Genomic DNA, 25,712 nt, shown 5'->3' with positions numbered 1-25,712 from the left:
CAAGAGGCCAGCGTAGCCGCTGCTCAGTCGCTGGGCAATCCGAGGTTGCGCAGATGAGCGACCAGTCGTTGCTGCAATTGACTGAGGTGCGGCAGGTTCAACTGATGGCGCGCTGCGACTTTGCAGGCGTGGCCCAATAGATAGCTGATTTCTGTACGGCGCTGGTTGGCGACGTCCTGGTACATCGATGAGTAATTGGCGGCGGTGGCGTGGATCACCCGTTCGACTTCCTGCTGCAGATTGTCGGCGGCGTCGGGTTGACCGCAACGCTCGAGTAACTCGGCCAGCTCAGCGCACAACGTAGCGACTTCGCAGTGATGCTCCTGCAGTCCGCCATTACGGCAGTCATGCAGCACGGTGAGCGGATTGATCGCGCAGTTGAGTGCGAGTTTGCGCCACAGACGCGTAAGGATATCGGTGCTCCATTCGTGGGGGATTTTCGCCGCATCCAGATCGTCCAGCCAGATCGGCGCGACCGGATGGCCCGCATCGCCTAGCCAAGTGAATCCGTGACCGGCGAACACCACACGCCAGTCGCCATCGCGAAACGCACCCTCGGTGCTTGAAGCGCTGATGCACCGTGCCAGTGGTACCCGGTTGGCGACGGCGTCCTGACTGCCGAGGCCGTTTTGCAGAAGGATCAGTTCGGCGTCCGCTGTCAGTCGTGGGGCGAGGCGGGCGACGGCGTTTTCGGCATCGTAAGCCTTGCACGCCACCAGCAAGCGGCGAATCGGCTCGGGGCTGTCGGGCGTTTCCCCCGGCACCGCGTAGGTGCTGGCCTGGCCTTGTTCAACCAGCGTCAGCCCGCCCGCAGCCGTATAGCTGCGCAAGCGCTCGGCGTCACGCACGATCAGCCTGACCGGCAGACCCGCGCGGGCCAGACGTGTGGCCCACAGCGTGCCGAGACTACCCGCGCCAAGTACATGCCAGGTGGTGGCCATCAGTTTTTTGCTCGATTGCGTACAGGCATGTGCGGCTCGCCGTGTCGGTAGGAAAAGACCCGTTATAATGAGCCCGATTTTAACCGCAAGCCAAGCGCGCTCCATCCACATCGAGCGCGCCTTTTTATTGGAGAGATTACATGCCGTCGTTCGACGTGGTATCCGAACTGGACAAACACGAACTCACCAACGCGGTCGAGAACGCCGTGAAGGAACTCGATCGTCGTTATGACCTGAAAGGCAAAGGCAGCTTCGAGTTCAAGGAAAAGGACCTCACCGTCAGCCTGACCGCTGAAGCCGGGTTCCAGCTCGAAGCAATGATCGAAATCCTCAAGCTGGCGCTGGTCAAGCGCAAGATCGACGTGCAGTGCCTTGAGGTCAAGGACGCCTACGCATCGGGCAAGCTGATGAAACAGGACGCCATCCTCAAGGAAGGCATCGACAAGGAACTGGCGAAGAAAATTGTCGGCCACATCAAGGACGCCAAACTGAAAGTGCAGGCCGCCATTCAGGGCGAGCAAGTGCGCGTGACCGGCAAGAAGCGTGACGACCTGCAAGAGGCCATCGCTGCGCTGCGGGCCAAAGAGTTCGGCATGCCGCTGCAGTTCAACAACTTCCGCGACTAAACTCGGTCAGATGACCTGTGGGAGCGAGCCTGCTCGCGAAGGCGGTGTGTCAGTCAACTCATTGCTGAATGACACGGCGCCTTCGCGAGCAGGCTCGCTCCCACATTGTTTTGTGTACACCCGGCGGATTTTTGCCGCTTATTTTTCGCGTGCCGAATGGCCGGAAATCAGGAGATAGAACATGGATTTGAATGCTGAGGTGGACAACCTGGTCAAGGCATCCCAGGCGTGGATCCCGATGATCATGGAATACGGCAGCCGCGTTTTGCTGGCGGTCATCACCCTGGCCATAGGCTGGTGGCTGATCAACAAGGTCACGCAAAAGCTCGGCGGTCTGCTGGCCCTGCGCAATGCCGATCTGGCCCTGCAAGGCTTTATCAGCAGCCTGGCGAACATCATTCTCAAAGTGCTGCTGATTGTCAGCGTCGCGTCGATGATCGGTGTTGAAACCACCTCGTTCGTTGCTGCGATCGGTGCTGCCGGTCTGGCCATCGGTCTGGCCTTGCAAGGCAGCCTAGCGAACTTCGCCGGCGGCGTGCTGATTCTGCTGTTCCGTCCGTTCCGTATTGGTGACTGGATCGAAGCGCAAGGCGTATCGGGTACGGTCGACAGCATCCAGATTTTCCACACCGTACTGCGTACCGGCGACAACAAAACCATCATCGTACCGAACGGCAACCTGTCGAACGGCATCATCACCAACACCAACCGTCAGCCGACTCGCAAGGTTGTGTTTGATGTCGGTGTGGATTACGAAGCTGACCTGCAGAAGGCGCGTCAGGTGCTGCTGGATCTGGCCAAGGATGAGCGCGTGTTGCAGGATCCTGCCCCGCAGGCAGTGATTTCGACCTTGGGCGACAGTTCGATCACTGTTTCCCTGCGTGTGTGGGTTAAAACTGCAGATTACTGGGACGTGATGTTCATGTTTAACGAACAGTCGCGTGATCGTTTAAAGACTGCCGGCATTGATATTCCTTTTCCGCAACGCGTGATTCGCGTGGTGCAGGAATCGGCAACACAATGATAGGTTGCTAATTAATTGCCTGACTTGTCGGTCAGGCAACTATTGCAAGTGACAGGTAATAAAAAAGGCCCATCGCAAGATGGGCCTTTTTGTTGTTACCGCAAACTAGTGTTTGGCGATTACAAGATCGACAGTGGGTAGTCGACGATCAGGCGGAACTCTTTAACGTCGCCTTCACCCTCGTCGGCGTTAGCAGTGTGCCAAGCTTGACGAATGCGGAACGAAAGATCCTTGGCCGGACCATTCTGAACTACGTATTTGACTTCCAGGTTGGTCTCGTGGTGTTTGCCATCTTCGCCGTAGAGCGGATTGCCATCCCTATCACGATACCGGCTGTTAGCTGCCAAGCCGGTGCCGTCGATGTCCCAGCCTTTAACGTAGCGAGTCATGAAGCTCAGGCCCGGCACGCCGTATTCAGCCATCTTCAGGTCGTAACGGATCTGGGCGGATTTCTCGTTTGGACCGTTGAAGTCAGAGTACTGAATGGAGTTGGCAAGGAAGATCGAGTCGCCACCACGGTTGTTCTTGCCCACACCGATGTAGTCGAATGGTGTGTCGCCGTTGACCTTCTGGAAGGCCAGGGTAATGGTGTGTGCTTTCAGGAACGAGAGCGCGGTTGCCAGGGAGAACGTAGTGTTGCTGATGTCGCCTACGTTTTTGTCACCGGTATCGGTGGTGCGGTAGATGTTGAAGTCAGTGTTCAGCGACGTGTCACCACCGAATGGCGTGGTGAGGTTCACGTTGGCGTAGTACTGGTTCCAGATATCTTCCAGCTTGGCACCGTACAGCGATGCGCTCAGGTTCTCGGTGATGCCGTACTTGCCACCGAAATAGTCGATGGAGTCGGCGTCTATACCCGCGTAGTTGGCATACAGCTCGCCATCACGGGAGTTCTTGTCCTGGCTGGTCGACGAGTAGAAGTGGCCGGCCTCGAGGTCAAGATCTTTGATTTCGCTGCTCTGCAGCTGGAAGCCGCTGGCAGATTGAGGAAGGATGCGCGAGCCACCCACAGCGAATACCGGTGCGGTGCTAGGCTGCATGTCGCCGACTTTCAGCTCGGTTTTGGAAATGCGGAATTTGACCGCTGCACCGGCTTTGCCTTGGCTGTCGTTGACATCACGAGAACCGTTCTCCGGATCGACAAAGTCGCTACGGCTCATGTTGCCCGAACCGGAAGTACCGTCACCGCCGTCGAGTTTGATGGCCAGATAACCGAACGCATCGATACCGACACCAACAGTACCTTGGGTGTAGCCAGAGCTGAAGTTGCCCAGCAGACCTTGAGTCCAGTCTTTTACGTCAGCATTACGGTTCTTGTTATCGCGGTTGAAGTAATAGTTACGTACCAGCAGGTCGAGCTTGGCGTCTTCAACAAAACCTTTGGCTTCAGACTGGTCACTTACAAACGGTGCGGCCGTAGCCACTTGAGTACTGGCGGCTGCTGCAACTGCCAGTGCGATCATGCTCCACTTCATCACGCGCATCGTGATTTGCTCCTTTGGTTTTAGAAGAGTACTGCCGTCCCACCTGTTTTATTATCTGGGCGGCTCTTTCTTTTTGTGTCGGCGCAAACTTATATCACGCCGACAATGTTGGCGATACTTGCTATTCCAACCTTTCAGCTTCTTTACGACGGTGTCGTAAATGGCGTGGTGGATGTCGCAAATTCACAGTACCGACGCAGCCGGACTGACAACTTTCTCGCTGTTTATGGGCCTTTTTGCATCGGTAAAAAAGAGTCCCTGGCAAAACACTTGAATCTCCATCGGGCAACCCTGCCACTGTTCTTATGGGGCTTAAGGCATCCACTTCCCGTGGTGCGCTTATAGTCCATATGGGTACGAATGCAACAAGCGTGCACAAACCGCATTTTCGCTGCGGTTATTTTTCTGAACACCTGCCTGTCACTGTAAAAACCTCATAAATGCTGGACGCCAAGCCCCTTTTTATCAGGGCTTGACGCCATTCCTTCTATGGTGTTGCCACACGCAGGATCGAGCGTGACAACCAAAAACGTTACCGGTTCACCCCGCGAGTGAGTATTTGGCGGATGCCTGACGCAGTGAGCGTAGACGTACTGTGCGTTTTTGGTGCAAAAAATTTTGCAGCTGTTCGGTATTCGTACAGTTGAGAGCTGGTGGGATGCTGAACGAGTCAGTCTTTCTCGGTCATTTCTCCACGTTAGAGGTTTGTCCGGGTGCTGTGTTGGTGCGTGGCGCGAGTAAATGTCCCATCCGGGGGCATTTGCAGTGGTTCGTAATCAAGCCTTCGTGAAGGTTGGCGCATTCGCAGGTATGCTGCCGTCCTGTCGCTTGGTGCGCCGTCCATAAGGATCGCCGCTAAGCTGAATAATGAAGATCAGCCGGGAGTGCGCCAGTGTTTGCTTTAGATTCACGACTTCAACAGGACACGCTAACGATCGGTGATTTCCCTCTCTGCCGACTGCTGCTGTCCAATGATGCCAACTACCCTTGGTTCATTCTGGTGCCTCGTCGCGACGATATCAGTGAGTTGTTTCAGTTGAATGTCGCCGATCAACAGCAGCTGTGGCAGGAAACCACTGCGCTCGCGGAGCTGCTCAAGGACCTGTTCGATGCCGACAAAATGAACGTCGCGACCTTGGGTAACGTTGTCAGCCAGATGCACATGCATGTGATCGTGCGCAAACGCGACGACGCAGCCTGGCCGGCACCGGTCTGGGGCAAGCACCCGGCCAAGCCATATAGTGCCGAGCAGGTCGCCGCCATTCGCGAGCGGTTGCGACTGGTCCTGACCGAGCATTTCACCTTTGTGGAGGGCTGAGTCATGAGCCTGGAAGAACGCGTTACCGATCTGGAAAGCCGTCTGGCGTTTCAGGATGACACCATTCAGGCGTTGAACGACGTGCTGGTGGCCCAGCAGCGTGTGGTCGAGCGTCTGCAATTGCAGATGGCGGCCCTGCTCAAGCGTCAGGAAGAGATGGTCGGCCAGTTCGAGTCCTTCGAGGATGAGGCGCCACCGCCGCACTACTGAGGGGGGCACTTTTCATCAGGCGAAAAAAAAACCGCGAACAGCACGCTGTTCGCGGTTTTTTCATGCCTGGATCAGCGTCGCGGCAGAGCGGCGATCACGTCCTCGGCTTGCAGGCCTTTGTCCCGGTTCATCACCGAGAACTCCACGCGCTGGCCTTCGACCAGGACGCGATGACCTTCGCCACGGATCGCGCGAAAGTGCACGAAAATATCATCGCCGGAATCCCGCGAGATAAAACCGAAGCCTTTGGAAGTGTTGAACCACTTGACGGTACCGGTATCGCGATTGGTCATGTCATAGCTGGTTGGAGCGGCAGCCGGAGAAGAACGATAGAAGCTCACGGCCAGGTGCAGGACCACGGCAACCAGCGCGATCACCAGGGTGAACAGCACGGCTGGCTGGCCGGCGATGACGGGCATCGGGGCGATCAGGGTCAAGGTTTGCAGGACGACGGTCAGTACCAGAAGAGCGCTGACCAGGTTTTGCAGATGCTGACGAGGGCCTTTGTTCCAGTAAGGAATCACTGGGGCAATCACCAGGTTCAGCAGGCCGAAAAAGGCCAGGTAAAGTGCATCGGGTTGTTGCAGGTAGGGAACGGCTTCGGATTTCAAGCTGGGTATGAACGACAGCAGCAAGGCTGCTGCGCCCATTAGCAGGTGGACGATTTTCAACATTTTGATTGGCTCACGTTTATGACGGCTCACAAGGAAGAGCTGAAGGCGCACGGTTCGCTTCGGAACAAAATAAGAGGCGGTGGACACGTTCACGGCATCAGCCTATGCGCAACGCCCCGAAAAATGGGGCATGGCGACACACTGCCTATTTAACAGCAAAGCCTGCGGCTACTCAAATCAGCCCGGCCAGCGGCATGCGTCGGTCGATTTGTCGCAGCACCTGCATACGATCCGGGCTGCGGGGTGTCGGCAGGCTTGCTAGAGTGGCTCTGCATCTGTTGGATGAATTCAATCGCCGTTAGGGGGTAAACATGGCAATCGATATCGGTATCAGTGAGGAAGATCGCAAGTCCATCGTCGAAAGTTTGTCGCGTCTGCTGTCGGACACCTACGTGCTGTATCTGAAAACCCATAACTTCCACTGGAACGTCACCGGCCCGATGTTTCGCACGCTGCACTTGATGTTCGAAGAGCAATACAACGAACTGGCGCTGGCCGTGGATTCAATCGCCGAGCGGATTCGTGCGCTCGGCTTTCCCGCGCCGGGCGCCTATGCCACGTACGCACGCCTTTCTTCCATCAAGGAGGAGGTGGGGGTACCGAGTGCTGAAGACATGATCAAGCAATTGGTCGATGGCCAGGAGGCCGTGACCCGCACGGCGCGCGGCATTTTTCCGCTGCTCGACAAGGTCAGTGATGAGCCGACTGCAGACCTGCTGACCCAGCGCATGCAGGTTCACGAGAAAACCGCCTGGATGTTACGCGCGCTACTGGAGACGTAATCATCCGGACGCGCGGGCCTGCGGTGTCAGGCTCGCGCGCTGTCCGAAGTCTTACCTGTATCGTTGGCTTATCCTACGGTGACGGTCAATAAGTCGTCTGGATATAACTTTGTGTCTGCGCTTTTATGAAAGCCACAGGATGTGACTTTTCAAACAAGCAGAGATGGCAAAGGAGTGTCACCGATATGGTAGAGGAAGACAGGCGAGGCGACAGGATTGTCGGCTTGCCGAATGAATTCAAAGTTGACCCGTTCGTCCACGAATTCGACATGGCATTGGTTCAGCCATCGTCGCGATCCGTGCGTCTGAACGGTTATGCGACCTGCCTGCGGCTGGAGCGGGTCTACTGGAACATTCTCGGCAATATGGCCGCAGACAACTGCTGTTCGATCAGTTCGCTGTTATCCCACGTCGACCGTGAAGTGCATTTGCGTCACGGCGGGGTGAAAAATTTCAGCGCGCTGGTGCGGGTTGTCTGCGTCATGAATGGCGTAAAGGAGACAGCACCGGCCGAATCGCTCTGAAGCGCCGGTTGCAAACAAGGGTGCGGCCTGTGCAGTCTTACGGCTGCACAGGCCGCATTTAATCGATATAATCCCGCTCTTTCGCCGCAAAGCCCTGCGCGCGGTGGCAATCTGATCGCCGAGACACCTCCATGCCGATGTACGATTATCAATGTGCTTCCTGTGGTCATCAGTTGGAAGCCATTCAAAAGATCAGCGAGGCACCGCTGGTCGACTGCCCTGCCTGTCAGGCACCAGAACTCAAGAAGCAGCTGTCGATGCCAGGCTTTCGCCTCAGTGGCGGTGGCTGGTACGAGACTGATTTCAAGACCGGCGCCAAGAAGAATCTGGCCGGTGGCGACAAATCTGACTAGGGTTCAACCCCAGGTTGAACGACACGCGTGAGTTTCCGCATTGCTTGAGAGCAACGGGATCTCCACCGAATATCGAATGACGAGAAGCGAACCATTATCATGATGCGCAGCCACTATTGCGGCCAACTGAACGAAAGCCTGGAAGGTCAGGAAATTACCCTTTGCGGATGGGTTCACCGTCGCCGCGACCACGGCGGGGTGATTTTCCTCGATATCCGTGATCGTGACGGTCTGGCCCAGGTGGTATTCGATCCGGATCGCGCCGAGAGCTTCGCCGCTGCCGATCGCGTGCGCAGCGAGTACGTTGTGAAGATCACCGGCAAGGTGCGTCTGCGTCCGGCCGGTGCCACCAACGCCAACATGGCGTCGGGCATGATCGAAGTGCTGGGTTACGAGCTGGAAGTGCTGAACGAGTCGGAAACCCCGCCGTTCCCGCTGAACGAGTTCTCCGACGTTGGCGAAGAAACCCGTTTGCGTTATCGCTTCCTCGACCTGCGTCGTCCGGAAATGGCCGAGAAGCTGCGTCTGCGTTCGCGCATGACCACCAGCATCCGTCGCTTCCTCGACGAGAACGGCTTCCTCGACGTTGAAACGCCGATCCTGACCCGTGCTACCCCTGAAGGTGCGCGTGACTATCTGGTACCAAGCCGTACCCACGCCGGTTCGTTCTTCGCCCTGCCGCAATCGCCGCAGCTGTTCAAGCAACTGCTGATGGTTGCCGGTTTCGACCGTTACTACCAGATCGCCAAGTGCTTCCGCGACGAAGACCTGCGCGCTGACCGTCAGCCAGAATTCACCCAGATCGACATCGAGACCAGCTTCCTCGATGAAAAAGAGATCATGGGCCTGACCGAAGAAATGATCCGCAACCTGTTCAAGGAGGTGCTGGGTCTGGAATTCGGCGACTTCCCGCACATGACTTTCGAAGAAGCCATGCGCCGTTACGGTTCCGACAAGCCAGACCTGCGTAACCCGCTGGAACTGGTCGACGTTGCCGATCAACTGAAAGAAGTCGATTTCAAAGTTTTCAGCGGCCCGGCCAACGATCCGAAATGCCGTATCGCCGCACTGCGCGTACCTGGCGGGGCGAGCATGCCGCGCAAGCAGATCGACGACTACACCAAGTTCGTCGGCATCTACGGTGCCAAGGGCCTGGCGTACATCAAGGTCAACGAGCGCGCTGCCGGTGTTGACGGCCTGCAATCGCCGATCGTGAAAAACATCCCGCTGGAAAACCTCAACGCCATCCTCGATCGCGTGGGTGCTGTTGACGGCGACATCGTGTTCTTCGGCGCCGACAAGGCCAAGATCGTCAGCGAAGCGCTGGGCGCACTGCGCATCAAGCTCGGTCACGACCTCAAGCTGCTGACCTGCGAGTGGGCGCCAATGTGGGTCGTCGACTTCCCGATGTTCGAAGAAAACGACGACGGCAGCTTCTCCGCGTTGCACCACCCGTTCACCGCACCGAAGTGCACGCCGCAAGAGCTCGAAGCCAACCCGGCTGGCGCTCTGTCCCGCGCGTACGACATGGTGCTGAACGGCACCGAGTTGGGTGGCGGTTCGATCCGTATTCACCGCAAAGAGATGCAACAGTCGGTATTCCGTCTGCTGGGTATCGATGAAGCGGAACAGGAAGAGAAATTCGGCTTCCTGCTCGACGCGCTGAAGTACGGTGCACCGCCGCACGGTGGTCTGGCCTTCGGTCTGGACCGTCTGGTGATGCTGATGACTGGCGCCCAGTCGATCCGTGAAGTGATCGCTTTCCCGAAAACCCAGAGTGCTGCCGACGTGATGACGCAAGCGCCGGGTGTGGTGGATGCCAAGGCACTGCGTGAGCTGCACATTCGTTTGCGCGAAACGCCAAAGGCTGAGTAAGACGGGCCTGAAGGCGCATCTTCGGATGCGCCTTTTTTCTATCCATAGAGAGCAGGTCAAGATTTTTTGTTTGCTGGCCACTGCATGAGCGGGGCGGGCAACGTTTCAAAGAGAATTCGGAGCGAGTTATGGCAGGTCATTCCAAGTGGGCGAACATCAAGCACCGCAAAGAACGTCAGGATGCCAAGAGAGGCAAGATCTTCACCAAGTGGATCCGTGAACTGACCGTTGCGGCCCGTCAGGGCGGCGGTGACCCGGGCTCCAACCCGCGTCTGCGTCTGGCTCTGGACAAGGCGCTGAGCGCGAACATGAGCCGCGACATCATCGACCGTGCCGTCGCGCGCGGTGCTGGTGCTACCGAGGCGGACAACGTTGAAGAGCTGACCTACGAAGGTTACGGCCCGGGCGGCGTGGCGGTGATGGTCGAGTGCATGACCGACAACCGCAACCGTACCGCAGCTGCTGTGCGCCATGCGTTCAGCAAATGCGGTGGCAACCTCGGTACCGACGGTTCGGTCGCCTATCTGTTCGAGCGCAAGGGGCAGATCAGCTTCGCGCCGGGCGTCGATGAAGATGCGCTGACCGAAGCGGCGCTGGAAGCCGATGCCGATGACGTGGTTTCTCACGAAGACGGTTCGATCGACGTGTTCACCTCGTTCACCAGTTTCTATGCCGTGCGTAACGCGCTGGAAGCCGCTGGATTCAAGGGTGATGACGCGGAGATTGTCATGCAGCCGACCACCAGCGCCGAACTGGATCTGGAAGGGGCGGAGAAGGTGCTCAAGCTGATCGACATGCTTGAGGATCTGGATGACGTGCAGAACGTCTATTCCAACGCGGACATTCCGGAAGACGTGGCCGCTCAGCTCGGTTAAGAGCGGCTAGGCTTCAATGTGGGAGCGAGCCTGCTCGCGAATGCGGATTTTCAGGCAACATCGTTGCTGATGATGAAACCGCTTTCGCGAGCAGGCTCGCTCCCACATTTGTTATGGGTTGATTTTGAAAATCGTGCTTTTACCGAATCTGCAGGCGTTATGACTTTAATTCTTGGTATCGACCCCGGTTCACGCATCACCGGTTACGGGATTGTTCGCGATACCGGGCGCGGCGGCTGTATCTATGTGGCATCCGGCTGCATCCGTACCGGTGCGGGCGAGTTGCACGAACGCCTGCAAATCGTCTATCGCGGCGTACGTGAAATCATCCAGACCTACGGTCCGGTGACCATGGGCATCGAAAAGGTGTTCATGGCAAAAAACGCCGATTCGGCGCTTAAGCTCGGGCAGGCGCGCGGTGCGGCGATTGTCGCTGGTGCGGAAGAGTGCCTGGAGATTGCCGAATACACGGCCACTCAGGTCAAACAGGCAGTGGTCGGCACCGGCGCCGCCAATAAAGAACAAGTGCAGATGATGGTCATGCACATGCTCAAACTGACCAGCAAACCGCAAATCGATGCTTCGGACGCCCTGGCCATTGCCATTTGCCATGCGCACACACGCTCCAGTCTGCTGCCGCACGGTTTGGGAACCGCACGCAGTCGTGGCGGGCGCCTGCGTCTCTGATAGCATCAGCATCAAATTTATGGAGTGTGGACTTTCGCGCCTGTGTCGTCGGCCTGAGTCTTTCGCTCCGATTGTCGCCAGCCCACGGCTGGTCAACGCTCAAGGATCTTAAACGTGATTGGACGCTTGCGCGGCACCCTGGCTGAGAAGCAGCCGCCGCACCTGATTCTGGATGTAAACGGCCTCGGGTATGAGCTGGAAGTGCCCATGACCACCCTTTATCGTCTGCCGTCGGTCGGTGAACCGCTGACCCTGCACACCCATTTGGTCGTACGCGAAGACGCGCAGTTACTCTATGGTTTTGCTGGCAAGCGTGAGCGAGACTTTTTTCGCGAGTTGATCCGTCTCAATGGTGTCGGGCCAAAACTGGCGCTGGCCTTGATGTCGAGCCTGGAAGTCGACGAGCTGATCCGCTGCGTGCAGTCGCAGGACACCTCGGCGTTGACCAAAGTGCCGGGTGTCGGCAAGAAAACTGCCGAGCGTCTGCTGGTCGAGCTGAAAGACCGCTTCAAGGCCTGGGAAACGTCGCCGGCCATGTTCGCGTTGGTACCGAATCAGCCGGACGGCCCGGCACCGGTCAATACCGCCGAGAACGATGCGGTCAGCGCGCTGATTTCCCTGGGCTACAAGCCGCAGGAAGCGAGCAAGGCGATTACCGCCATCAAGGACAAGAATTTGAGCAGTGAAGACCTGATCCGCCGCGCCCTGAAGGGAATGATTTAAGTGATTGAAGCTGATCGTCTGATCACCGCCGCGCACAGCCCGCGCGAGCGCGAAGAAGTCCAGGACCGGGCCATTCGCCCGGTCAGTCTGGCCGACTATATTGGCCAGCCGACCGTGCGCGAGCAGATGGAGCTGTTCATCCAGGCCGCTCGCGGCCGTAGCGAATCCCTCGACCACACGCTGATCTTCGGCCCTCCGGGGCTTGGCAAGACCACGCTGGCCAACATCATTGCCCAGGAAATGGGCGTGTCGATCAAGAGCACATCCGGTCCGGTGCTTGAGCGTCCGGGTGATCTGGCGGCGTTGCTGACCAATCTTGAACCGCATGACGTGTTGTTCATCGACGAAATCCATCGCCTGTCGCCGATCGTTGAAGAAGTGTTGTACCCGGCGATGGAAGATTTCCAGCTCGATATCATGATCGGTGAAGGGCCGGCCGCGCGTTCGATCAAACTCGATCTGCCTCCGTTCACTTTGGTGGGCGCAACCACTCGCGCCGGCATGCTGACCAATCCGTTGCGTGACCGCTTCGGTATCGTCCAGCGTCTCGAGTTCTATAGCACGGCCGATCTGGCGACGATTGTCAGCCGTTCGGCGGCCATTCTCGGCCTGCCGCTGGATCCGGAAGGTTCGTTCGAGATTGCCCGACGCGCCCGTGGCACGCCGCGGATCGCCAACCGTTTGCTGCGCCGGGTGCGCGACTTCGCCGAAGTGCGCGCCAAGGGTCACATCACCAAAGCGGTGGCGGATCTGGCGCTGAACCTGCTGGATGTCGACGAGCACGGTTTCGATCATCAGGACCGGCGTCTGCTGTTGACCATGATCGAGAAGTTCGATGGCGGCCCGGTCGGCATCGACAGTCTGGCAGCGGCCATCAGCGAAGAGCGCCACACGATTGAAGATGTGCTGGAGCCGTACCTGATTCAACAGGGCTATATCATGCGCACACCACGGGGCAGGGTGGTGACGCGGCATGCGTACCTGCACTTCGGTTTAAACATTCCGTCACGAATGGGTGAAATGCCCGTGGCAGACGAGTTTTTCGATGCCGTGGATGACTGATACACATTTGTTGTCGATTTATTCAGGGTTTGTACTGTCAGAGGACGGTACTTTTGCAGTAATGCCCCGAAACCATGAAAAACAGTTGCCTGGCCGGATTGGCAACCTGAGGAGTAAGCACTAGAGTATGCGCGCGCAAAACGGGCTTGGGCCGTTCGCACATCGTTGTCGCGTTTATTACGAGGACACCGATGCGGGCGGCATCGTGTATTACGTTAATTACCTCAAGTTTATGGAACGGGCTCGAACCGAGCGGCTCCGCGAGCTGGGCTTTGCCCAATCGCAGTTGGCCGGGGAGGACCTGTTGTTTGTCGTGCACTCCAGCGAAGCGCGCTATCACGCGCCGGCGCGACTGGACGACGAACTGCTGGTAAGCGCTGATGTAATCGAATTGAACCGGGTCAGCCTGCGCTTCAAACAGCAGGTCAGGCGGGCAACGGATAATGTGCTGCTCTGTGAAGGGCAGTTTTTGGTGGCCTGTGTGCGCACTAACAGTTTGAAACCCCGGGCCCTTCCCGAAGACTTGCGTGCGGCCTTCGCCGACGCGGTCGGCCCGGGTACACACTCAAAGCAGGAGATAAAGCGTGGAAGCTAACGTCGTCGACCATTCCTCCATGTGGAGCCTGGTCAGCAATGCCAGCATCGTGGTGCAGTTGGTAATGTTGACCCTGGTGGCCGCATCGGTGACCTCATGGATCATGATCTTTCAGCGCAGCAATCTGCTGCGCGCCGGTCGACGCGCCCTGGAGAGCTTCGAAGAGCGCTTCTGGTCGGGTATCGACCTGTCCAAGCTGTACCGTCAGGCGGGCAGCAACCCTGACCCGGATTCGGGCGTCGAGCAGATCTTCCGCGCTGGCTTCAAAGAGTTCTCCCGTCTGCGTCAGCAGCCAGGTGTCGACCCTGAAGCGGTAATGGAAGGCGTGGCCCGTGCCATGCGCGTAGCCATCTCCCGGGAAGAAGAGAAGCTGGAGCAGAGCCTGCCGTTCCTCGCCACTGTTGGTTCGGTCAGCCCGTACATCGGTCTGTTCGGTACCGTGTGGGGCATCATGAACTCCTTCCGCGGTCTTGCCAGCGCCCAGCAAGCGACTCTGGCCACTGTGGCCCCGGGTATTGCCGAAGCCCTGATCGCTACCGCGATCGGTCTGTTCGCCGCGATCCCTGCGGTTATCGCTTACAACCGTTTCGCCGCTCGCAGCGAAACCTTGCTGGGCCGCTACTACACCTTCGCCGATGAATTCCAGGCGATCCTGCACCGCAAAGTGCACACCAGCGAAGAATAAGCAGGTAATTTCCAATGGCTTTAATCGCTCGAGCTCGCAAAAAGCGCAAGCCGGTCGCCGAGATGAACGTGGTGCCTTACATCGACGTGATGTTGGTACTGCTGGTCATTTTCATGGTGACCGCGCCGATGCTCAATCAGGGCGTGAAAGTTGATCTGCCCAAGGTTTCCAGCGAAGCCTTGCCGCAGGACAACAACACTCAGGTCCTGACCATTTCGATCAAGGCTGACAAGACCTATTACTGGAACCTTGGCAGCGAAGTCGATACCGAGAAGCAACAGGACAGGGCCATGACCCTGCCGCAAATGACCGACGCGGTGACCAAGATCATTCGTGCCGGCACTGAAGGCGGCAAGCGTACCCAGGTCTTCATCCGCGGTGACAAGACCGTCGACTACGGTTCCGTCATGGGCGCCATGGGCGGGTTGCAGAAAGCCGGGGTCGGTAATGTTGGTTTGATTACCGAGGCCCCCTGATGCAGCAACAGCGAGAGCCGTCCGCCTCGGAAAGCTACTTCTGGCCTAGTGTTCTGGCAATTGTCCTGCACGTGCTGGTGTTCGGCATGCTGTTCGTCAGTTTTGCCTTTACACCAGAGCTGCCGCCGGCCAAACCGATTGTCCAGGCGACCCTCTACCAGCTGAAATCGAAAAGTCAGGCAACCACCCAGACCAATCAGAAGATTGCGGGTGAGGCGAAGAAATCCGCCGCGCGCCAGACCGAAGTCGAGCAGATGGAGCAGAAAAAGGTCGAGCAGGAAGCGGTGAAGGCTGCGGAACAAAAGAAAGAAGAAGCGGCTCAAAAGGCCGAGGAAGCCAAGAAGGCCGACGAGTCAAAGAAAGCAGACGAGGCGAAAAAGGCTGATGAAGCCAAGAAAGCCGACGAAGCCAAGAAGACCGCCGAAGCCAAAAAGGCCGAAGAGAAACAATTGGCTGATATAGCCAAGAAGAAATCTGAAGAAGAAGCGAAAAAGGCTGCTGAAGAAGAGGCCAAGAAAGCCGCTGCTGAAGAAGCCAAGAAGAAGATCGTCGAAGACGCGAAGAAGAAAGCCGCCGAAGACGCCAAGAAGAAAGCTGAAGCTGAAGAGGCGAAGAAGAAAATCGCCGACGAAGCGAAGAAGAAAGCTGCTGCCGATGCTGCGAAGAAGAAAGCGCAGGATGCGGCACGTAAATCGACCGAAGACAAAAAGGCTCAGGCCTTGGCCGATCTGCTTTCCGATACGCCGCAGCGCCAGCAGGCCTTGGCCGATGAGCAGGGTGACGAAGTCGCGGGCAGTTTCGATGACCTGATTCGTGCGCGAGCGGCAGAAGGTTGGGCCCGTCCTCCTTCAGCACGCAAAGGCATGACAGTTGTACTGCAGATCGGCATGTTGCCGGACGGTACGGTGACTTCGGTCAGCGTGGCCAAGTCCAGTGGTGATGGTCCGTTCGATGCGTCGGCAGTCGCGGCAGTGAAGAATATTGGACGTTTGACAGAAATGCAGGGAATGAAGCCGAGCGATTTCGCTCCGTATCGTTCATTCAAGATGACATTCACACCTGAGGATCTAGCCTTGTGAGAAACCTTCTTCGAGGAATGCTGGTCGTGATCTGCTGCATGGCAGGGATCGCGATGGCGGATGAGAAAAACATTCTGGTTACCAGCGGCAGCGATCGGGCTACCCCGATCGCCGTTGTACCGTTCGGCATGCAGGGCGGTGCCGTGCTGCCGGATGACATGGCTGAAATCATTGGTAACGATTTGCGTAACTCGGGCTACTACTCGCCGATTCCAAAGCAAAACATGATCAGCCAGCCAAGCCAGCCGAGCGAAATCATCTTCCGTGACTGGAAGGCGGTGGGTGCTCAATACATGATGGTCGGCAGCATTGCCCCAGCCGGCGGTCGCCTGCAAGTGCAGTGGGCACTGTTCAACGTGGCCACCGAACAGAAAGTGGCTGACGGCAGTGTGTCCGGTACTACCGAGCAGCTGCGTGACATGGCGCACTTCATCTCCGACCAGTCGTTCCAGAAATTGACCGGTATCGAAGGTGCGTTTTCGACTCGCCTGCTGTATGTGACGGCTGAGCGCTTCTCCGAGAAGAACACCCGTTACACCCTGCAGCGCTCGGACTATGACGGTGCTCGTGCGGTAACTCTGCTGCAATCGCGTGAGCCGATCCTGTCGCCGCGTTTCGCACCTGATGGCAAGCGCATTGCCTACGTGTCGTTCGAGCAGAAGCGTCCGCGTATCTTCATGCAGAACATCGACACCGGTCGCCGTGAGCAGATCACCAACTTCGAAGGCCTGAACGGTGCACCAGCCTGGTCGCCGAATGGCGATCGCCTGGCGTTCGTACTGTCGAAGGACGGTAACCCGGACATCTACGTGATGAACCTGGCTTCGCGCCAGATCACCCGCGTGACTGCAGGTCCTGGCATCAACACCGAACCGTACTGGGGCAAGGATGGTTCGACCATCTACTTCACCTCGGACCGCGGCGGCAAGCCGCAGATCTACAAAACCAGCGCCAGTGGCGGTGGTGCCGAGCGTGTGACGTTTGTAGGTAACTACAACGCCAACCCGAAACTTTCGGCAGATGAAAAGACTTTGGTGATGATCCACCGTCAGGATGGCTTCACCAATTTCAAGGTGGCAGCACAGGATCTGCAGCGAGGTAGTGTAAAGATCCTCACTGATAGCACTCTGGACGAGTCACCTACTGTTGCGCCCAACGGCACCATGGTAATCTACGCCACCCGCCAACAGGGCCGGGGAGTCTTGATGCTCGTGTCCATTAATGGACGCGTTAGGCTCCCGCTTCCTACCGCTCAAGGCGAAGTCAGAGAACCGTCCTGGTCCCCTTACCTGAAGTGAGCGGGCGCTACACGTTTTACTTAACACACTGGGGTTCATTAGGAGTTTCACGATGGAAATGCTGAAGTTTGGTAAATTTGCTGCGCTGGCTCTGGCCATGGCTGTAGCTGTAGGTTGCTCGTCCAAAGGCGGCGACAACGCCGGTGAAGGCGCTGTTGATCCAAACGCTGGTTACGGCGCAAACACTGGTGCCGTTGACGGTTCCCTGAGCGAAGAAGCTGCTCTGCGCGCAATCACCACCTTCTACTTCGAATACGACAGCTCGGACCTGAAGCCAGAAGCCATGCGCGCTCTGGACGTTCACGCCAAAGACCTGAAAGCAAACGGCGCTCGCGTTGTTCTGGAAGGCAACACCGACGAACGTGGTACTCGTGAGTACAACATGGCACTGGGCGAGCGTCGTGCGAAAGCCGTTCAGCGCTACCTGGTACTGCAAGGTGTTTCCCCAGCTCAGCTGGAACTGGTTTCCTACGGCGAAGAGCGTCCAGTTGCTACCGGCAACGACGAGCAGTCCTGGGCTCAAAACCGTCGCGTCGAACTGCGTAAGTAATTCGATATGCGAACGTGCCGTCGTGCTGTAACTGTTCTGGCTCTCAGCCTCGCGCCGCTTGCGGCGTGGGCTGCGGTTCCTGTGGTCGATGACAACTCCGGTTATAACAATAGCGGGAGCAGTTATCCGCCTGCGGGTTACGGTACGAACGGCGCCTATGCCGGGGGAGCGGCTTCGGCCCCTGCCTCGGCACAAGGCATGCTGTTCAACCAATTGCAACAGATGCAGGATCAGATATCGCGCCAGCAAGGTGTGATCGAAGAACTGCAGAATCAGGTTGCGCGCATGAAGCAGGAATCCCTGGAGCGATACCAGGATCTTGATCGGCGCATAGGATCCGGTGCTGCACCTGCCGTGACTCCTGAGAATTCTTCTGCCGGTGGCGATGCAAGTGCTGCTGCCGGTGCTGGCGCTGGCGCCGGGGCTGCTGCCCAGGCACCTGCTGCAAGTAGTGAACCGGGTGATCCGGCCAAGGAAAAGCTGTATTACGATGCCGCTTTCGACCTGATCAAAGCCAAGGATTTCGACAAGGCCAGTCAGGCTTTTGCCGCTTTCCTGCGCAAATACCCGAACAGCCAGTACGCGGGCAACGCCCAGTACTGGTTGGGCGAAGTCAATCTGGCAAAGGGCGATCTGCAAGGTGCAGGTCAGGCTTTTGCCAAGGTTTCGCAGCTCTATCCCAAGCACGCCAAAGTGCCGGATTCGCTGTACAAGCTGGCTGATGTAGAACGCCGCCTCGGTCATACCGACAAGGTCAAAGGCATTCTGCAGCAGGTGGTGGCCCAATACCCGGGCACTTCCGCCGCTCAGTTGGCCCAACGCGATCTGCAACGCATGTAAGCAAGCTTGACCCGTTTAGAAGAAACCCGCGCTTGTCGCGGGTTTTTTCGTTAGAATTCACGCCCTTTTTCTGAAACACGCTTCTTGCGGTCTACGCGTTGGCGGGATTGCCTGAAGTGCCTGACGGAGGCGGACAGCCTGTTTAGCTGTTACGCCCGTGGCGACTATGCAAGACACATTGAGAATCACCGAAGTTTTCTACTCGTTGCAGGGGGAAACGCGGACTGCCGGGCTGCCCACGGTTTTTGTGCGCCTGACCGGTTGCCCTTTGCGTTGCCAGTACTGCGACAGCGCCTATGCATTCAGTGGCGGCACTGTGCGCACCCTCGACGATATCCTTGAGCAAGTGGCCGGATTTCGTCCGCGCTACGTCTGCGTCACCGGCGGTGAGCCGCTGGCACAGCCGAACGCCATTCCCTTGCTCAAACAGTTGTGTGATGCCGGTTACGAGGTCTCGCTGGAAACCAGCGGCGCCCTCGACGTCTCGGCTGTCGATCCGCGCGTCAGTCGTGTCGTCGATCTGAAAACCCCGGGTTCGAAAGAAGCCCATCGCAACCGCTACGAGAACATTGAGCTGCTGACCCCCAACGATCAGGTGAAGTTTGTCATCTGCTCGCGGGAAGATTATGACTGGGCGGTATCCAAGCTGATCCAGTACGGTCTTGATCGACGTGCCGGCGAAGTGCTGTTTTCCCCAAGCCACCATGACCTCAATGCTCGCGATCTGGCGGACTGGGTGGTAGCGGATAACCTGCCGGTACGTTTGCAATTGCAGTTGCATAAATATCTTTGGAACGACGAGCCGGGGCGCTGAGATGACTGAACAACTGAAGACTAATGAAAAGCGCGCCGTCATCCTGCTGTCCGGCGGCCTCGATTCGGCCACCGTCGTGGCCATGGCTCGCGCCGAAGGTTATACCTGCTACACCATAAGCTTCGATTACGGTCAGCGTTCGCATGCCGAACTGCACGCCGCTGCCCGCGTCGCCCGCGACTTGGGTGTGGTTGAGCACAAGGTGATCGGCCTGAATCTGAATGGCATGGGTGGCTCGGCCCTGACCGACAGCAGCATCGACATTCCAGAGGAGCAGGGCGAAGGCATTCCAGTCACTTACGTGCCGGCGCGCAACACGGTGTTCCTGTCACTGGCGTTGGGCTGGGCAGAAGTGCTCGGTGCACGTGACATCTTTATTGGTGTTAACGCCGTGGACTATTCCGGTTACCCGGATTGTCGTCCCGAGTTCATCGAGTCGTTCGAGCGCATGGCCAATCTGGCGACCAAAGCTGGCGTGGAAGGCAATGGCTTCCGCATTCAGGCGCCGTTGCAGAGCCTGAGCAAGGCGCAGATCGTTCAGGCAGGCGTGAAGCTCGGCGTTGATTATGGCCTCACCGTTTCCTGCTATCAGGCCGACGATGACGGCCGCGCATGCGGTAAATGCGATAGCTGCCGCCTGCGCGCAGAAGGCTTCGCGGCAGCTGGTGTGGACGATCCAACACCTTATTTTTGATTATTTTCAAAAAGGTGTTGAATAGTCCTTAAAAATCAGTATTATACGCGCCACCACACAGCGGGTCGTTAGCTCAGTTGGTAGAGCAGTTGGCTTTTAACCAATTGGTCGTAGGTTCGAATCCCACACGACCCACCATATTTGGCGGTTTAGAAAATCCGGAAGGCCCACGAAAGTGAGGATTTCCGGGTTTTTTTTTGCCTGCAATTTCGCCATGGGTTGTTTCAGCACTCGCAGCGCTGACGCAGGTCAGAATGATCTTTTGTATCAACGGGATATTCTGTAGCCTTGCGCAGCTTCAATGCTGTCCGTGCCTGATAATACTCACTCTCCCGGCGGTACCCTCAAGCGGTCCGGAGCCGGGTGTATACTCGACTTTCGCGCGAACGCGCCTGCAGGTCTTGCGAACATGACGCAGATTTCCGAACGCCTTCTGGTTCAAGCCCACCTCGATGCCAAGCAGCCCAAACCGCTGACTGCTGAGGAAGAGGCTTATTACCGTTCCGCCATCGCCGCCGAGCTCAAGGCTCAGGACGCGGTGCTGGTGGCTCACTTTTATTGCGATCCGGTGATTCAGGCTCTGGCCGAAGAAACCGGTGGCTGTGTCTCTGACTCCCTGGAAATGGCCCGCTTCGGCAACGCTCACCCGGCGAAGACTGTGGTGGTTGCCGGCGTGAAGTTCATGGGCGAAACCGCGAAGATCCTCAACCCGGAAAAACGCGTGCTGATGCCGACGCTGGACGCGACCTGCTCGCTGGACCTGGGTTGCCCGGTCGATGAGTTCTCGGCGTTCTGTGATCAGCACCCGGAGCGTACGGTGGTGGTTTACGCCAACACTTCAGCTGCTGTGAAGGCTCGGGCTGATTGGGTAGTGACATCCAGTTGCGCACTGGAAATCGTCGAAAGCCTGATGGACAACGGCGAGACGATCATTTGGGGCCCGGACAAGCACCTCGGCACCTATATTCAGCGCAAGACTGGCGCCGACATGCTGCTCTGGGACGGTGCCTGCATCGTTCACGAAGAGTTCAAGTCCAAGCAGCTCGAGGACATGAAGGCGCTCTATCCGGACGCTGCGATTCTGGTACACCCGGAATCGCCAACGTCGGTGATCGAGCTGGCGGACGCCGTCGGTTCCACCAGCCAGCTGATCGCGGCTGCGCAGTCTCTGCCGAACAAGACCCTGATCGTCGCCACCGACCGTGGCATCTTCTACAAGATGCAGCAGTTGTGCCCGGACAAGGTCTTCATCGAAGCGCCAACCGCCGGTAACGGCGCCGCGTGCCGCAGTTGCGCACATTGTCCGTGGATGGCCATGAACACCCTTGAGCGCACGCTCAAGAGCTTGAAGGAAGGGACGAACGAGATCTTTGTCGATCCAGCGTTGATTCCGCAGGCGATCCGTCCGCTCAAGCGCATGCTGGATTTTACCCAGGCCGCACGGATGAAGCTGGCCGGTAACGCCTGACATCTAAACGCAAACACGAACCCTGTGGGAGCGAGCTTGCTCGCGAAAGCGGTATATCAGTCACCATTGGAGTCGACTGATACGACGCCTTCGCGAGCAAGCTCGCTCCCACAGTGGTTTTTGGCGTCTGGAAGTTATTTGGTCTTTTTCGGGATCCGCACGACGCGGGTATCCGAGTAGATGTCATGCCACGTGCGCTTCTGCTTGTCATACAGCGACCAGAAGAATCCCAGCCCTACGCACGCCCACGACGCAATCGACACCATAAACCGCAACAGCGCCTGCCACAGGCTGATTGCCGTGCCATTGGCGTTCTGTACGCGAATGCCCCACACCTGCATGCCCAGTGTTTGCCCGCCATGGGTCCAGAATTTTGCAAAGAATGCGAACAGCACCAACACCAGCACCGTCGAGTAGAGCGGATCACCATCCAGTTGCCCGGCATCGGTCATCACCCGCAGACGCTCTTCGCCGATGATGGCGGCCTGGATCATCTTGTAGATGCCGCCTGTGACGATCAGCAGCGCCGTGCATAGCAGAAAGTCATAGAACATCGCAGCCAGACGCCGGCCGAAGCCAGCGGGAGGAAAATCGCCCTGTGGGATGAGCAGGTTTTTCGACATGGCAGCCTCTGGACGCAAATTGAAGCGCCATTTTACGGATTCGCGCGCACAAAAAAGCCCCTGATATCAATATCAGGGGCTTTTTCGTAACAGAAATCAGGCTTCTGCTTGTACTTCGTCAGCCTGCATGCCTTTCTGGCCCTGCACAGCAACGAAGGTCACTTTCTGGCCTTCTTTCAGGCTTTTGAAACCGTTGCCCTGAATGGCGCGGAAATGCACGAACAGATCCGGACCGCTTTCTGGAGTGATAAAACCAAAACCTTTCTCGTCGTTAAACCACTTGACGGTACCGCTCTGACGTGTGGACATTTCTTATTTCCTTTGACGCAAAAATTGATGACAGCCTCTTTCTCATGAAAGAGTACTGGGGCTGGTTGCAGGAGAGTAAGAAGACGTCGAACGGGATGTAGCTAACTTGTAGGCTACTGCCCAGGTCACGATTCCAAGCTGACCCATGCAAACACAGTGGACAAACTCTACGCCAACTACGGGAGAAAAAACAAGCCCTGCGAAGCCCCCGGTTTTACTGAGCTTGAGCAAGTTAATCCATTCACTAGTGCGGGCTTAGACGATTCGCTTGTTCAATTGTTTTCGAACGTTATAAGCAAAGTTCATATTCGAATCGATTGTTAGAAAATGCACTTTTTTGTGGCGATTGCGTTACACATTAGTGCACGCATAACGCAATCGCGTTACTTATAGAAACAGTCAATCAACCGCGATAGTAGCGTTGTGGAACAAATGGCATTTTGCTTACAAGCATTTGCACCTTTTTCCCACGGACGATTGCCCAAACCGGTGTATCGATGGCGATATAGGCGCTATCGAGGTAACCCATTGCCAGCGGCCCACCCAGCGTTGGGCCGAAGCCGCCGCTGCACACGCTGCCGATGATTTCGCCGGCTTCGTTGACGATTTCTGCGCCTTCACGCACTGGCGTACGTTCTTGTGGCAGCAGGCCGACGCGTTTGCGTGCGACGCCATTCTGTTGCTGGGCGAAAACATTCTCCGCGCCCGGGAAACCGCCGCCCCGCGCGCCATCAGCGCGACGTGGCTTGGAGATTGCCCACAGCAGACTGGCTTCGATCGGTGTGGTATCAGTGTTCATGTCGTGGCCGTAGAGGCACAGACCGGCCTCCAGACGCAGCGAATCGCGGGCACCGAGGCCGATGGCCTGAACTTCCGGCTCGGCGAGCAGGGCGCGTGCGAGTTTTTCAGCATCAGCGGCAGGCACCGAGATTTCGAAACCGTCTTCACCGGTGTAGCCCGAACGGCTGACAAAGCAGTCGATCCCCAGCAGATTCACGCGGGCGAACTGCATAAAAGTCATTTTTTCAACGGAAGGTGCCAGCCGCGCCAGCACGGTGATCGCCGCCGGACCTTGCAATGCGAGCAGTGCGCGCTCTTCGAACAGCGCCGTAATGGTGCATTGAGCGCCGATGTGTTTTTGCAGGTGGGCCAGGTCCTGCTCCTTGCACGCGGCGTTGACCACTAGGAACAGTTCATCATTGCCAAGGTTGGCGACCATCAGGTCATCGAGGATGCCGCCGTTGTCGTTGGTGAACATCGCGTAGCGCTGCATGCCCACCGGCAGGTCGATGATGTCCACCGGTACCAGGGTTTCCAGGGCTTTGGCGGCGTTGGCGCCCGTCAGGCGGATCTGGCCCATGTGCGAGACGTCGAACAGCCCGGCCTGCTCACGGGTGTGCTGGTGTTCTTTCATCACGCCGAGCGGGTATTGCACCGGCATGTCGTAGCCGGCGAACGGCACCATGCGGGCGCCGAGTTCGAGGTGCAGAGCGTGAAGCGGGGTTTTCGACAGTTGTTCGGTGGACATGCGGAGCTCCTTGATTCACACCAACCCTCTCCCGGTGGGAGAGGGGGCTAATTAGCATTCGATAATGTTGACCGCCAGACCGCCACGGGCGGTCTCTTTGTATTTGCTTTTCATGTCGGCGCCGGTCTGGCGCATGGTGCGGATGACTTTGTCGAGGGAGACGAAATGCTGGCCGTCGCCACGCATGGCCATGCGCACCGCGTTGATGGCTTTTACCGAGCCCATTGCATTGCGTTCGATGCACGGCACCTGCACCAAGCCGCCAATGGGATCGCAGGTCAGGCCGAGGTTGTGTTCCATGCCGATTTCCGCCGCGTTCTCGACTTGCTGAACGCTGCCACCCAGTACTTCGCACAACGCGCCAGCCGCCATCGAACAGGCCACGCCGACTTCACCCTGACAACCGACTTCGGCGCCGGAGATCGAGGCATTTTCCTTGTAGAGAATGCCGATGGCTGCAGCGGTCAGTAGGAACCGTACGACGCCATCGTCATTCGCGCCGGGGATAAAGCGCATGTAGTAATGCAGCACTGCCGGAATGATCCCCGCCGCACCGTTGGTTGGCGCGGTGACCACGCGGCCACCATTGGCGTTTTCTTCGTTGACCGCCAAAGCATAAAGGTTGACCCAATCAAGCACTGACAGCGGGTCACGCAAGGCCGATTCCGGGTTCTTGCACAGTTGCCGATGCAGTGCTGCCGCCCGGCGTTTGACCTTCAAACCGCCGGGCAGGATGCCTTCGTTACGACAACCCGCCGCAACGCAGTCCTGCATCACTTGCCAGATTTTCAGCAGCCCGGCACGGGTTTCCGCTTCCGGGCGCCAAGCGCTTTCATTGGTCAGCATCACCTGACTGATCGACAGGCCGTAGGTGGCGCAATGACCGAGCAAGTCCTTGGCGCTTTTGAACGGGAAGGTCAGTGGCGTGGCGTCTTCGACAATGCGATCGGCACCGGCTGCGTCCTCATCGACAACAAAACCGCCACCGACCGAGTAGTACTCGCGGCTGCGAATCTGAATCCCCGCCGCATCGAAGGCGCGGAAGATCATGCCGTTGGGGTGATAGGCCAGCGGCTTGCGGATCATCGCCAGGTGTTCTTTCTCGTTGAACACGATGCTGTGTTCGCCGAGCAGATTCAGTCGGCCATTGCCGCGAATCTCTTGCAGGCGCGCGGCGACGGTTTCGGTATCGACGGTGTCCGGATGTTCGCCTTCGAGGCCGAGCAACACGGCTTTGTCGCTGCCGTGACCTTTACCGGTAGCGCCTAGGGAGCCGTAGAGTTCGACGCGAACGCTGGCGGTGGTGGTCAGCAGACTTTCACGTCGCAGGCCTTCGGCGAAACGCGCAGCGGCACGCATCGGGCCAACGGTGTGGGAACTGGAGGGGCCGATGCCAATCTTGAACAGGTCGAACACGCTTAACGACATGAGTGGTTCTCCGGTTTCTTGTTATAGGAATTGGCGAAAGTCCGAAATCGGTTGCAGATCCCTTGTGGGAGCGAGCCTGCTCGCGAAAGCGCTGTGTCAGCCAACCTTTCATTGACTGACACTACGCTTTCGCGAGCAGGCTCGCTCCCACAGGGGAATCTGTGCTG

29 protein-coding genes and 1 tRNA gene are annotated in these 25,712 nt (G+C 57.6%); 23 read left to right on the top strand and 7 right to left on the bottom strand.

The window, feature by feature from the left end; all coding sequences use genetic code 11:
- Nucleotides 1-23: 23 nt before the first annotated feature.
- Nucleotides 24-941, bottom strand: a complete 918-nt coding sequence (locus tag ACRRSD_RS08780) for a putative 2-dehydropantoate 2-reductase (protein WP_435037818.1) — start codon at nt 939-941, stop codon at nt 24-26.
- A 140-nt stretch (nt 942-1,081) separates the two neighbouring features.
- Between ACRRSD_RS08780 and ACRRSD_RS08775 the strand changes: the two genes are divergently transcribed.
- Both ACRRSD_RS08775 and ACRRSD_RS08770 read left to right on the top strand, forming a co-directional pair.
- Nucleotides 1,082-1,567, top strand: a complete 486-nt coding sequence (locus ACRRSD_RS08775; RefSeq protein WP_008080210.1) for a YajQ family cyclic di-GMP-binding protein — start codon at nt 1,082-1,084, stop codon at nt 1,565-1,567.
- A gap of 181 nt (nt 1,568-1,748) precedes the next feature.
- Nucleotides 1,749-2,591 carry a mechanosensitive ion channel family protein gene (locus tag ACRRSD_RS08770; protein ID WP_034153426.1) on the top strand — a complete coding sequence of 281 codons (843 nt, stop codon included), beginning with the start codon at nt 1,749-1,751 and terminating at the stop codon, nt 2,589-2,591.
- Nucleotides 2,592-2,710: 119 nt separating this feature from the next.
- Here ACRRSD_RS08770 and ACRRSD_RS08765 read toward each other — a convergent pair whose 3' ends face one another.
- Nucleotides 2,711-4,075: an OprD family porin gene (locus tag ACRRSD_RS08765; protein WP_435037817.1), complete on the bottom strand. Its 1,365-nt coding sequence runs from the start codon at nt 4,073-4,075 to the stop codon at nt 2,711-2,713.
- A gap of 892 nt (nt 4,076-4,967) precedes the next feature.
- Between ACRRSD_RS08765 and ACRRSD_RS08760 the strand changes: the two genes are divergently transcribed.
- The gene (locus ACRRSD_RS08760; protein WP_435037816.1) at nt 4,968-5,393 is read left to right on the top strand and encodes an HIT domain-containing protein; all 426 of its coding nucleotides are present in this window, start codon (nt 4,968-4,970) and stop codon (nt 5,391-5,393) included.
- 3 nt (nt 5,394-5,396) lie between these two features.
- Nucleotides 5,397-5,603: a SlyX family protein gene (locus ACRRSD_RS08755; RefSeq protein WP_038366649.1), complete on the top strand. Its 207-nt coding sequence runs from the start codon at nt 5,397-5,399 to the stop codon at nt 5,601-5,603.
- A 71-nt stretch (nt 5,604-5,674) separates the two neighbouring features.
- Here ACRRSD_RS08755 and ACRRSD_RS08750 read toward each other — a convergent pair whose 3' ends face one another.
- Nucleotides 5,675-6,277 (bottom strand): cold-shock protein, encoded by a 603-nt coding sequence (locus tag ACRRSD_RS08750; protein ID WP_008080216.1) that lies wholly within the window; start codon nt 6,275-6,277, stop codon nt 5,675-5,677.
- Nucleotides 6,278-6,588: 311 nt separating this feature from the next.
- Here ACRRSD_RS08750 and ACRRSD_RS08745 point away from each other — a divergent pair, with 311 nt between their 5' ends.
- The 19 genes from ACRRSD_RS08745 to nadA all read left to right on the top strand — a co-directional run bounded on the left by ACRRSD_RS08745 (nt 6,589) and on the right by nadA (nt 21,657).
- The gene (locus ACRRSD_RS08745; RefSeq protein ID WP_435037815.1) at nt 6,589-7,059 is read left to right on the top strand and encodes a Dps family protein; all 471 of its coding nucleotides are present in this window, start codon (nt 6,589-6,591) and stop codon (nt 7,057-7,059) included.
- A 185-nt stretch (nt 7,060-7,244) separates the two neighbouring features.
- Entirely contained in the window at nt 7,245-7,583 is a 339-nt protein-coding gene (locus ACRRSD_RS08740; RefSeq protein ID WP_435037814.1) for a ribbon-helix-helix domain-containing protein, read from the top strand.
- Between the two features lie 131 nt (nt 7,584-7,714).
- Nucleotides 7,715-7,936 carry an FmdB family zinc ribbon protein gene (locus ACRRSD_RS08735; protein ID WP_007912741.1) on the top strand — a complete coding sequence of 74 codons (222 nt, stop codon included), beginning with the start codon at nt 7,715-7,717 and terminating at the stop codon, nt 7,934-7,936.
- A 99-nt stretch (nt 7,937-8,035) separates the two neighbouring features.
- Nucleotides 8,036-9,811 carry an aspartate--tRNA ligase gene (gene aspS, locus ACRRSD_RS08730; protein WP_160041557.1) on the top strand — a complete coding sequence of 592 codons (1,776 nt, stop codon included), beginning with the start codon at nt 8,036-8,038 and terminating at the stop codon, nt 9,809-9,811.
- A 128-nt stretch (nt 9,812-9,939) separates the two neighbouring features.
- Nucleotides 9,940-10,686, top strand: coding sequence for a YebC/PmpR family DNA-binding transcriptional regulator (locus ACRRSD_RS08725; protein WP_007912738.1), 747 nt, complete (start codon nt 9,940-9,942; stop codon nt 10,684-10,686).
- Nucleotides 10,687-10,845: 159 nt separating this feature from the next.
- Nucleotides 10,846-11,373, top strand: a complete 528-nt coding sequence (gene ruvC, locus ACRRSD_RS08720; RefSeq protein ID WP_007962095.1) for a crossover junction endodeoxyribonuclease RuvC — start codon at nt 10,846-10,848, stop codon at nt 11,371-11,373.
- A gap of 114 nt (nt 11,374-11,487) precedes the next feature.
- Nucleotides 11,488-12,096, top strand: a complete 609-nt coding sequence (gene ruvA / locus ACRRSD_RS08715; protein WP_003227522.1) for a Holliday junction branch migration protein RuvA — start codon at nt 11,488-11,490, stop codon at nt 12,094-12,096.
- Nucleotides 12,097-13,158, top strand: coding sequence for a Holliday junction branch migration DNA helicase RuvB (ruvB, locus tag ACRRSD_RS08710; protein ID WP_435037813.1), 1,062 nt, complete (start codon nt 12,097-12,099; stop codon nt 13,156-13,158).
- Nucleotides 13,159-13,285: 127 nt separating this feature from the next.
- Nucleotides 13,286-13,753: a tol-pal system-associated acyl-CoA thioesterase gene (gene ybgC, locus ACRRSD_RS08705; RefSeq protein WP_435037812.1), complete on the top strand. Its 468-nt coding sequence runs from the start codon at nt 13,286-13,288 to the stop codon at nt 13,751-13,753.
- Nucleotides 13,743-14,438 (top strand): protein TolQ, encoded by a 696-nt coding sequence (gene tolQ / locus ACRRSD_RS08700; protein ID WP_008080223.1) that lies wholly within the window; start codon nt 13,743-13,745, stop codon nt 14,436-14,438. Before ybgC ends, tolQ begins: the two co-directional genes overlap by 11 nt.
- A gap of 23 nt (nt 14,439-14,461) precedes the next feature.
- A complete protein-coding gene (tolR, locus tag ACRRSD_RS08695) occupies nt 14,462-14,914 on the top strand; it encodes a protein TolR (protein ID WP_161806672.1) in 453 nt (150 codons plus the stop codon).
- Complete coding sequence (tolA, locus tag ACRRSD_RS08690) at nt 14,914-15,993, top strand: cell envelope integrity protein TolA (RefSeq protein WP_435037811.1); 1,080 nt, start codon at nt 14,914-14,916, stop codon at nt 15,991-15,993. Before tolR ends, tolA begins: the two co-directional genes overlap by 1 nt.
- A gap of 17 nt (nt 15,994-16,010) precedes the next feature.
- The gene (gene tolB, locus ACRRSD_RS08685) at nt 16,011-17,291 is read left to right on the top strand and encodes a Tol-Pal system beta propeller repeat protein TolB (RefSeq protein WP_016983828.1); all 1,281 of its coding nucleotides are present in this window, start codon (nt 16,011-16,013) and stop codon (nt 17,289-17,291) included.
- Between the two features lie 52 nt (nt 17,292-17,343).
- Nucleotides 17,344-17,841: a peptidoglycan-associated lipoprotein Pal gene (pal, locus tag ACRRSD_RS08680; RefSeq protein ID WP_003178634.1), complete on the top strand. Its 498-nt coding sequence runs from the start codon at nt 17,344-17,346 to the stop codon at nt 17,839-17,841.
- A 6-nt stretch (nt 17,842-17,847) separates the two neighbouring features.
- Nucleotides 17,848-18,681 (top strand): tol-pal system protein YbgF, encoded by an 834-nt coding sequence (ybgF, locus tag ACRRSD_RS08675; protein WP_435037810.1) that lies wholly within the window; start codon nt 17,848-17,850, stop codon nt 18,679-18,681.
- A gap of 166 nt (nt 18,682-18,847) precedes the next feature.
- The gene (gene queE, locus ACRRSD_RS08670; RefSeq protein WP_008080230.1) at nt 18,848-19,495 is read left to right on the top strand and encodes a 7-carboxy-7-deazaguanine synthase QueE; all 648 of its coding nucleotides are present in this window, start codon (nt 18,848-18,850) and stop codon (nt 19,493-19,495) included.
- A gap of 1 nt (nt 19,496) precedes the next feature.
- On the top strand, nt 19,497-20,189 hold the full coding sequence (gene queC / locus ACRRSD_RS08665) for a 7-cyano-7-deazaguanine synthase QueC (protein WP_435037809.1): 693 nt from the start codon (nt 19,497-19,499) through the stop codon (nt 20,187-20,189).
- A 62-nt stretch (nt 20,190-20,251) separates the two neighbouring features.
- Nucleotides 20,252-20,327 (top strand) — tRNA-Lys (locus tag ACRRSD_RS08660).
- 271 nt (nt 20,328-20,598) lie between these two features.
- A complete protein-coding gene (nadA, locus tag ACRRSD_RS08655) occupies nt 20,599-21,657 on the top strand; it encodes a quinolinate synthase NadA (RefSeq protein WP_003227499.1) in 1,059 nt (352 codons plus the stop codon).
- A 134-nt stretch (nt 21,658-21,791) separates the two neighbouring features.
- Here the strand turns inward: nadA and ACRRSD_RS08650 are convergent, their stop codons facing one another.
- The 4 genes from ACRRSD_RS08650 to ACRRSD_RS08635 all read right to left on the bottom strand — a co-directional run bounded on the left by ACRRSD_RS08650 (nt 21,792) and on the right by ACRRSD_RS08635 (nt 25,545).
- On the bottom strand, nt 21,792-22,280 hold the full coding sequence (locus ACRRSD_RS08650) for an RDD family protein (RefSeq protein WP_435037808.1): 489 nt from the start codon (nt 22,278-22,280) through the stop codon (nt 21,792-21,794).
- A 96-nt stretch (nt 22,281-22,376) separates the two neighbouring features.
- Nucleotides 22,377-22,589: a cold-shock protein gene (locus ACRRSD_RS08645; protein ID WP_003227496.1), complete on the bottom strand. Its 213-nt coding sequence runs from the start codon at nt 22,587-22,589 to the stop codon at nt 22,377-22,379.
- Between the two features lie 403 nt (nt 22,590-22,992).
- Nucleotides 22,993-24,117, bottom strand: a complete 1,125-nt coding sequence (gene gcvT, locus ACRRSD_RS08640; RefSeq protein WP_435037807.1) for a glycine cleavage system aminomethyltransferase GcvT — start codon at nt 24,115-24,117, stop codon at nt 22,993-22,995.
- 51 nt (nt 24,118-24,168) lie between these two features.
- The gene (locus ACRRSD_RS08635; protein ID WP_435037806.1) at nt 24,169-25,545 is read right to left on the bottom strand and encodes an L-serine ammonia-lyase; all 1,377 of its coding nucleotides are present in this window, start codon (nt 25,543-25,545) and stop codon (nt 24,169-24,171) included.
- Nucleotides 25,546-25,712: the final 167 nt, after the last annotated feature.

This window comes from Pseudomonas neuropathica, assembly GCF_051174785.1.
GTDB classification, from domain to species: Bacteria; Pseudomonadota; Gammaproteobacteria; order Pseudomonadales; family Pseudomonadaceae; genus Aquipseudomonas; species Aquipseudomonas neuropathica_A.
The sequence above is the reverse complement of the archived record's forward strand: the minus strand, read 5'-3'. Positions and strand labels throughout refer to the sequence as shown.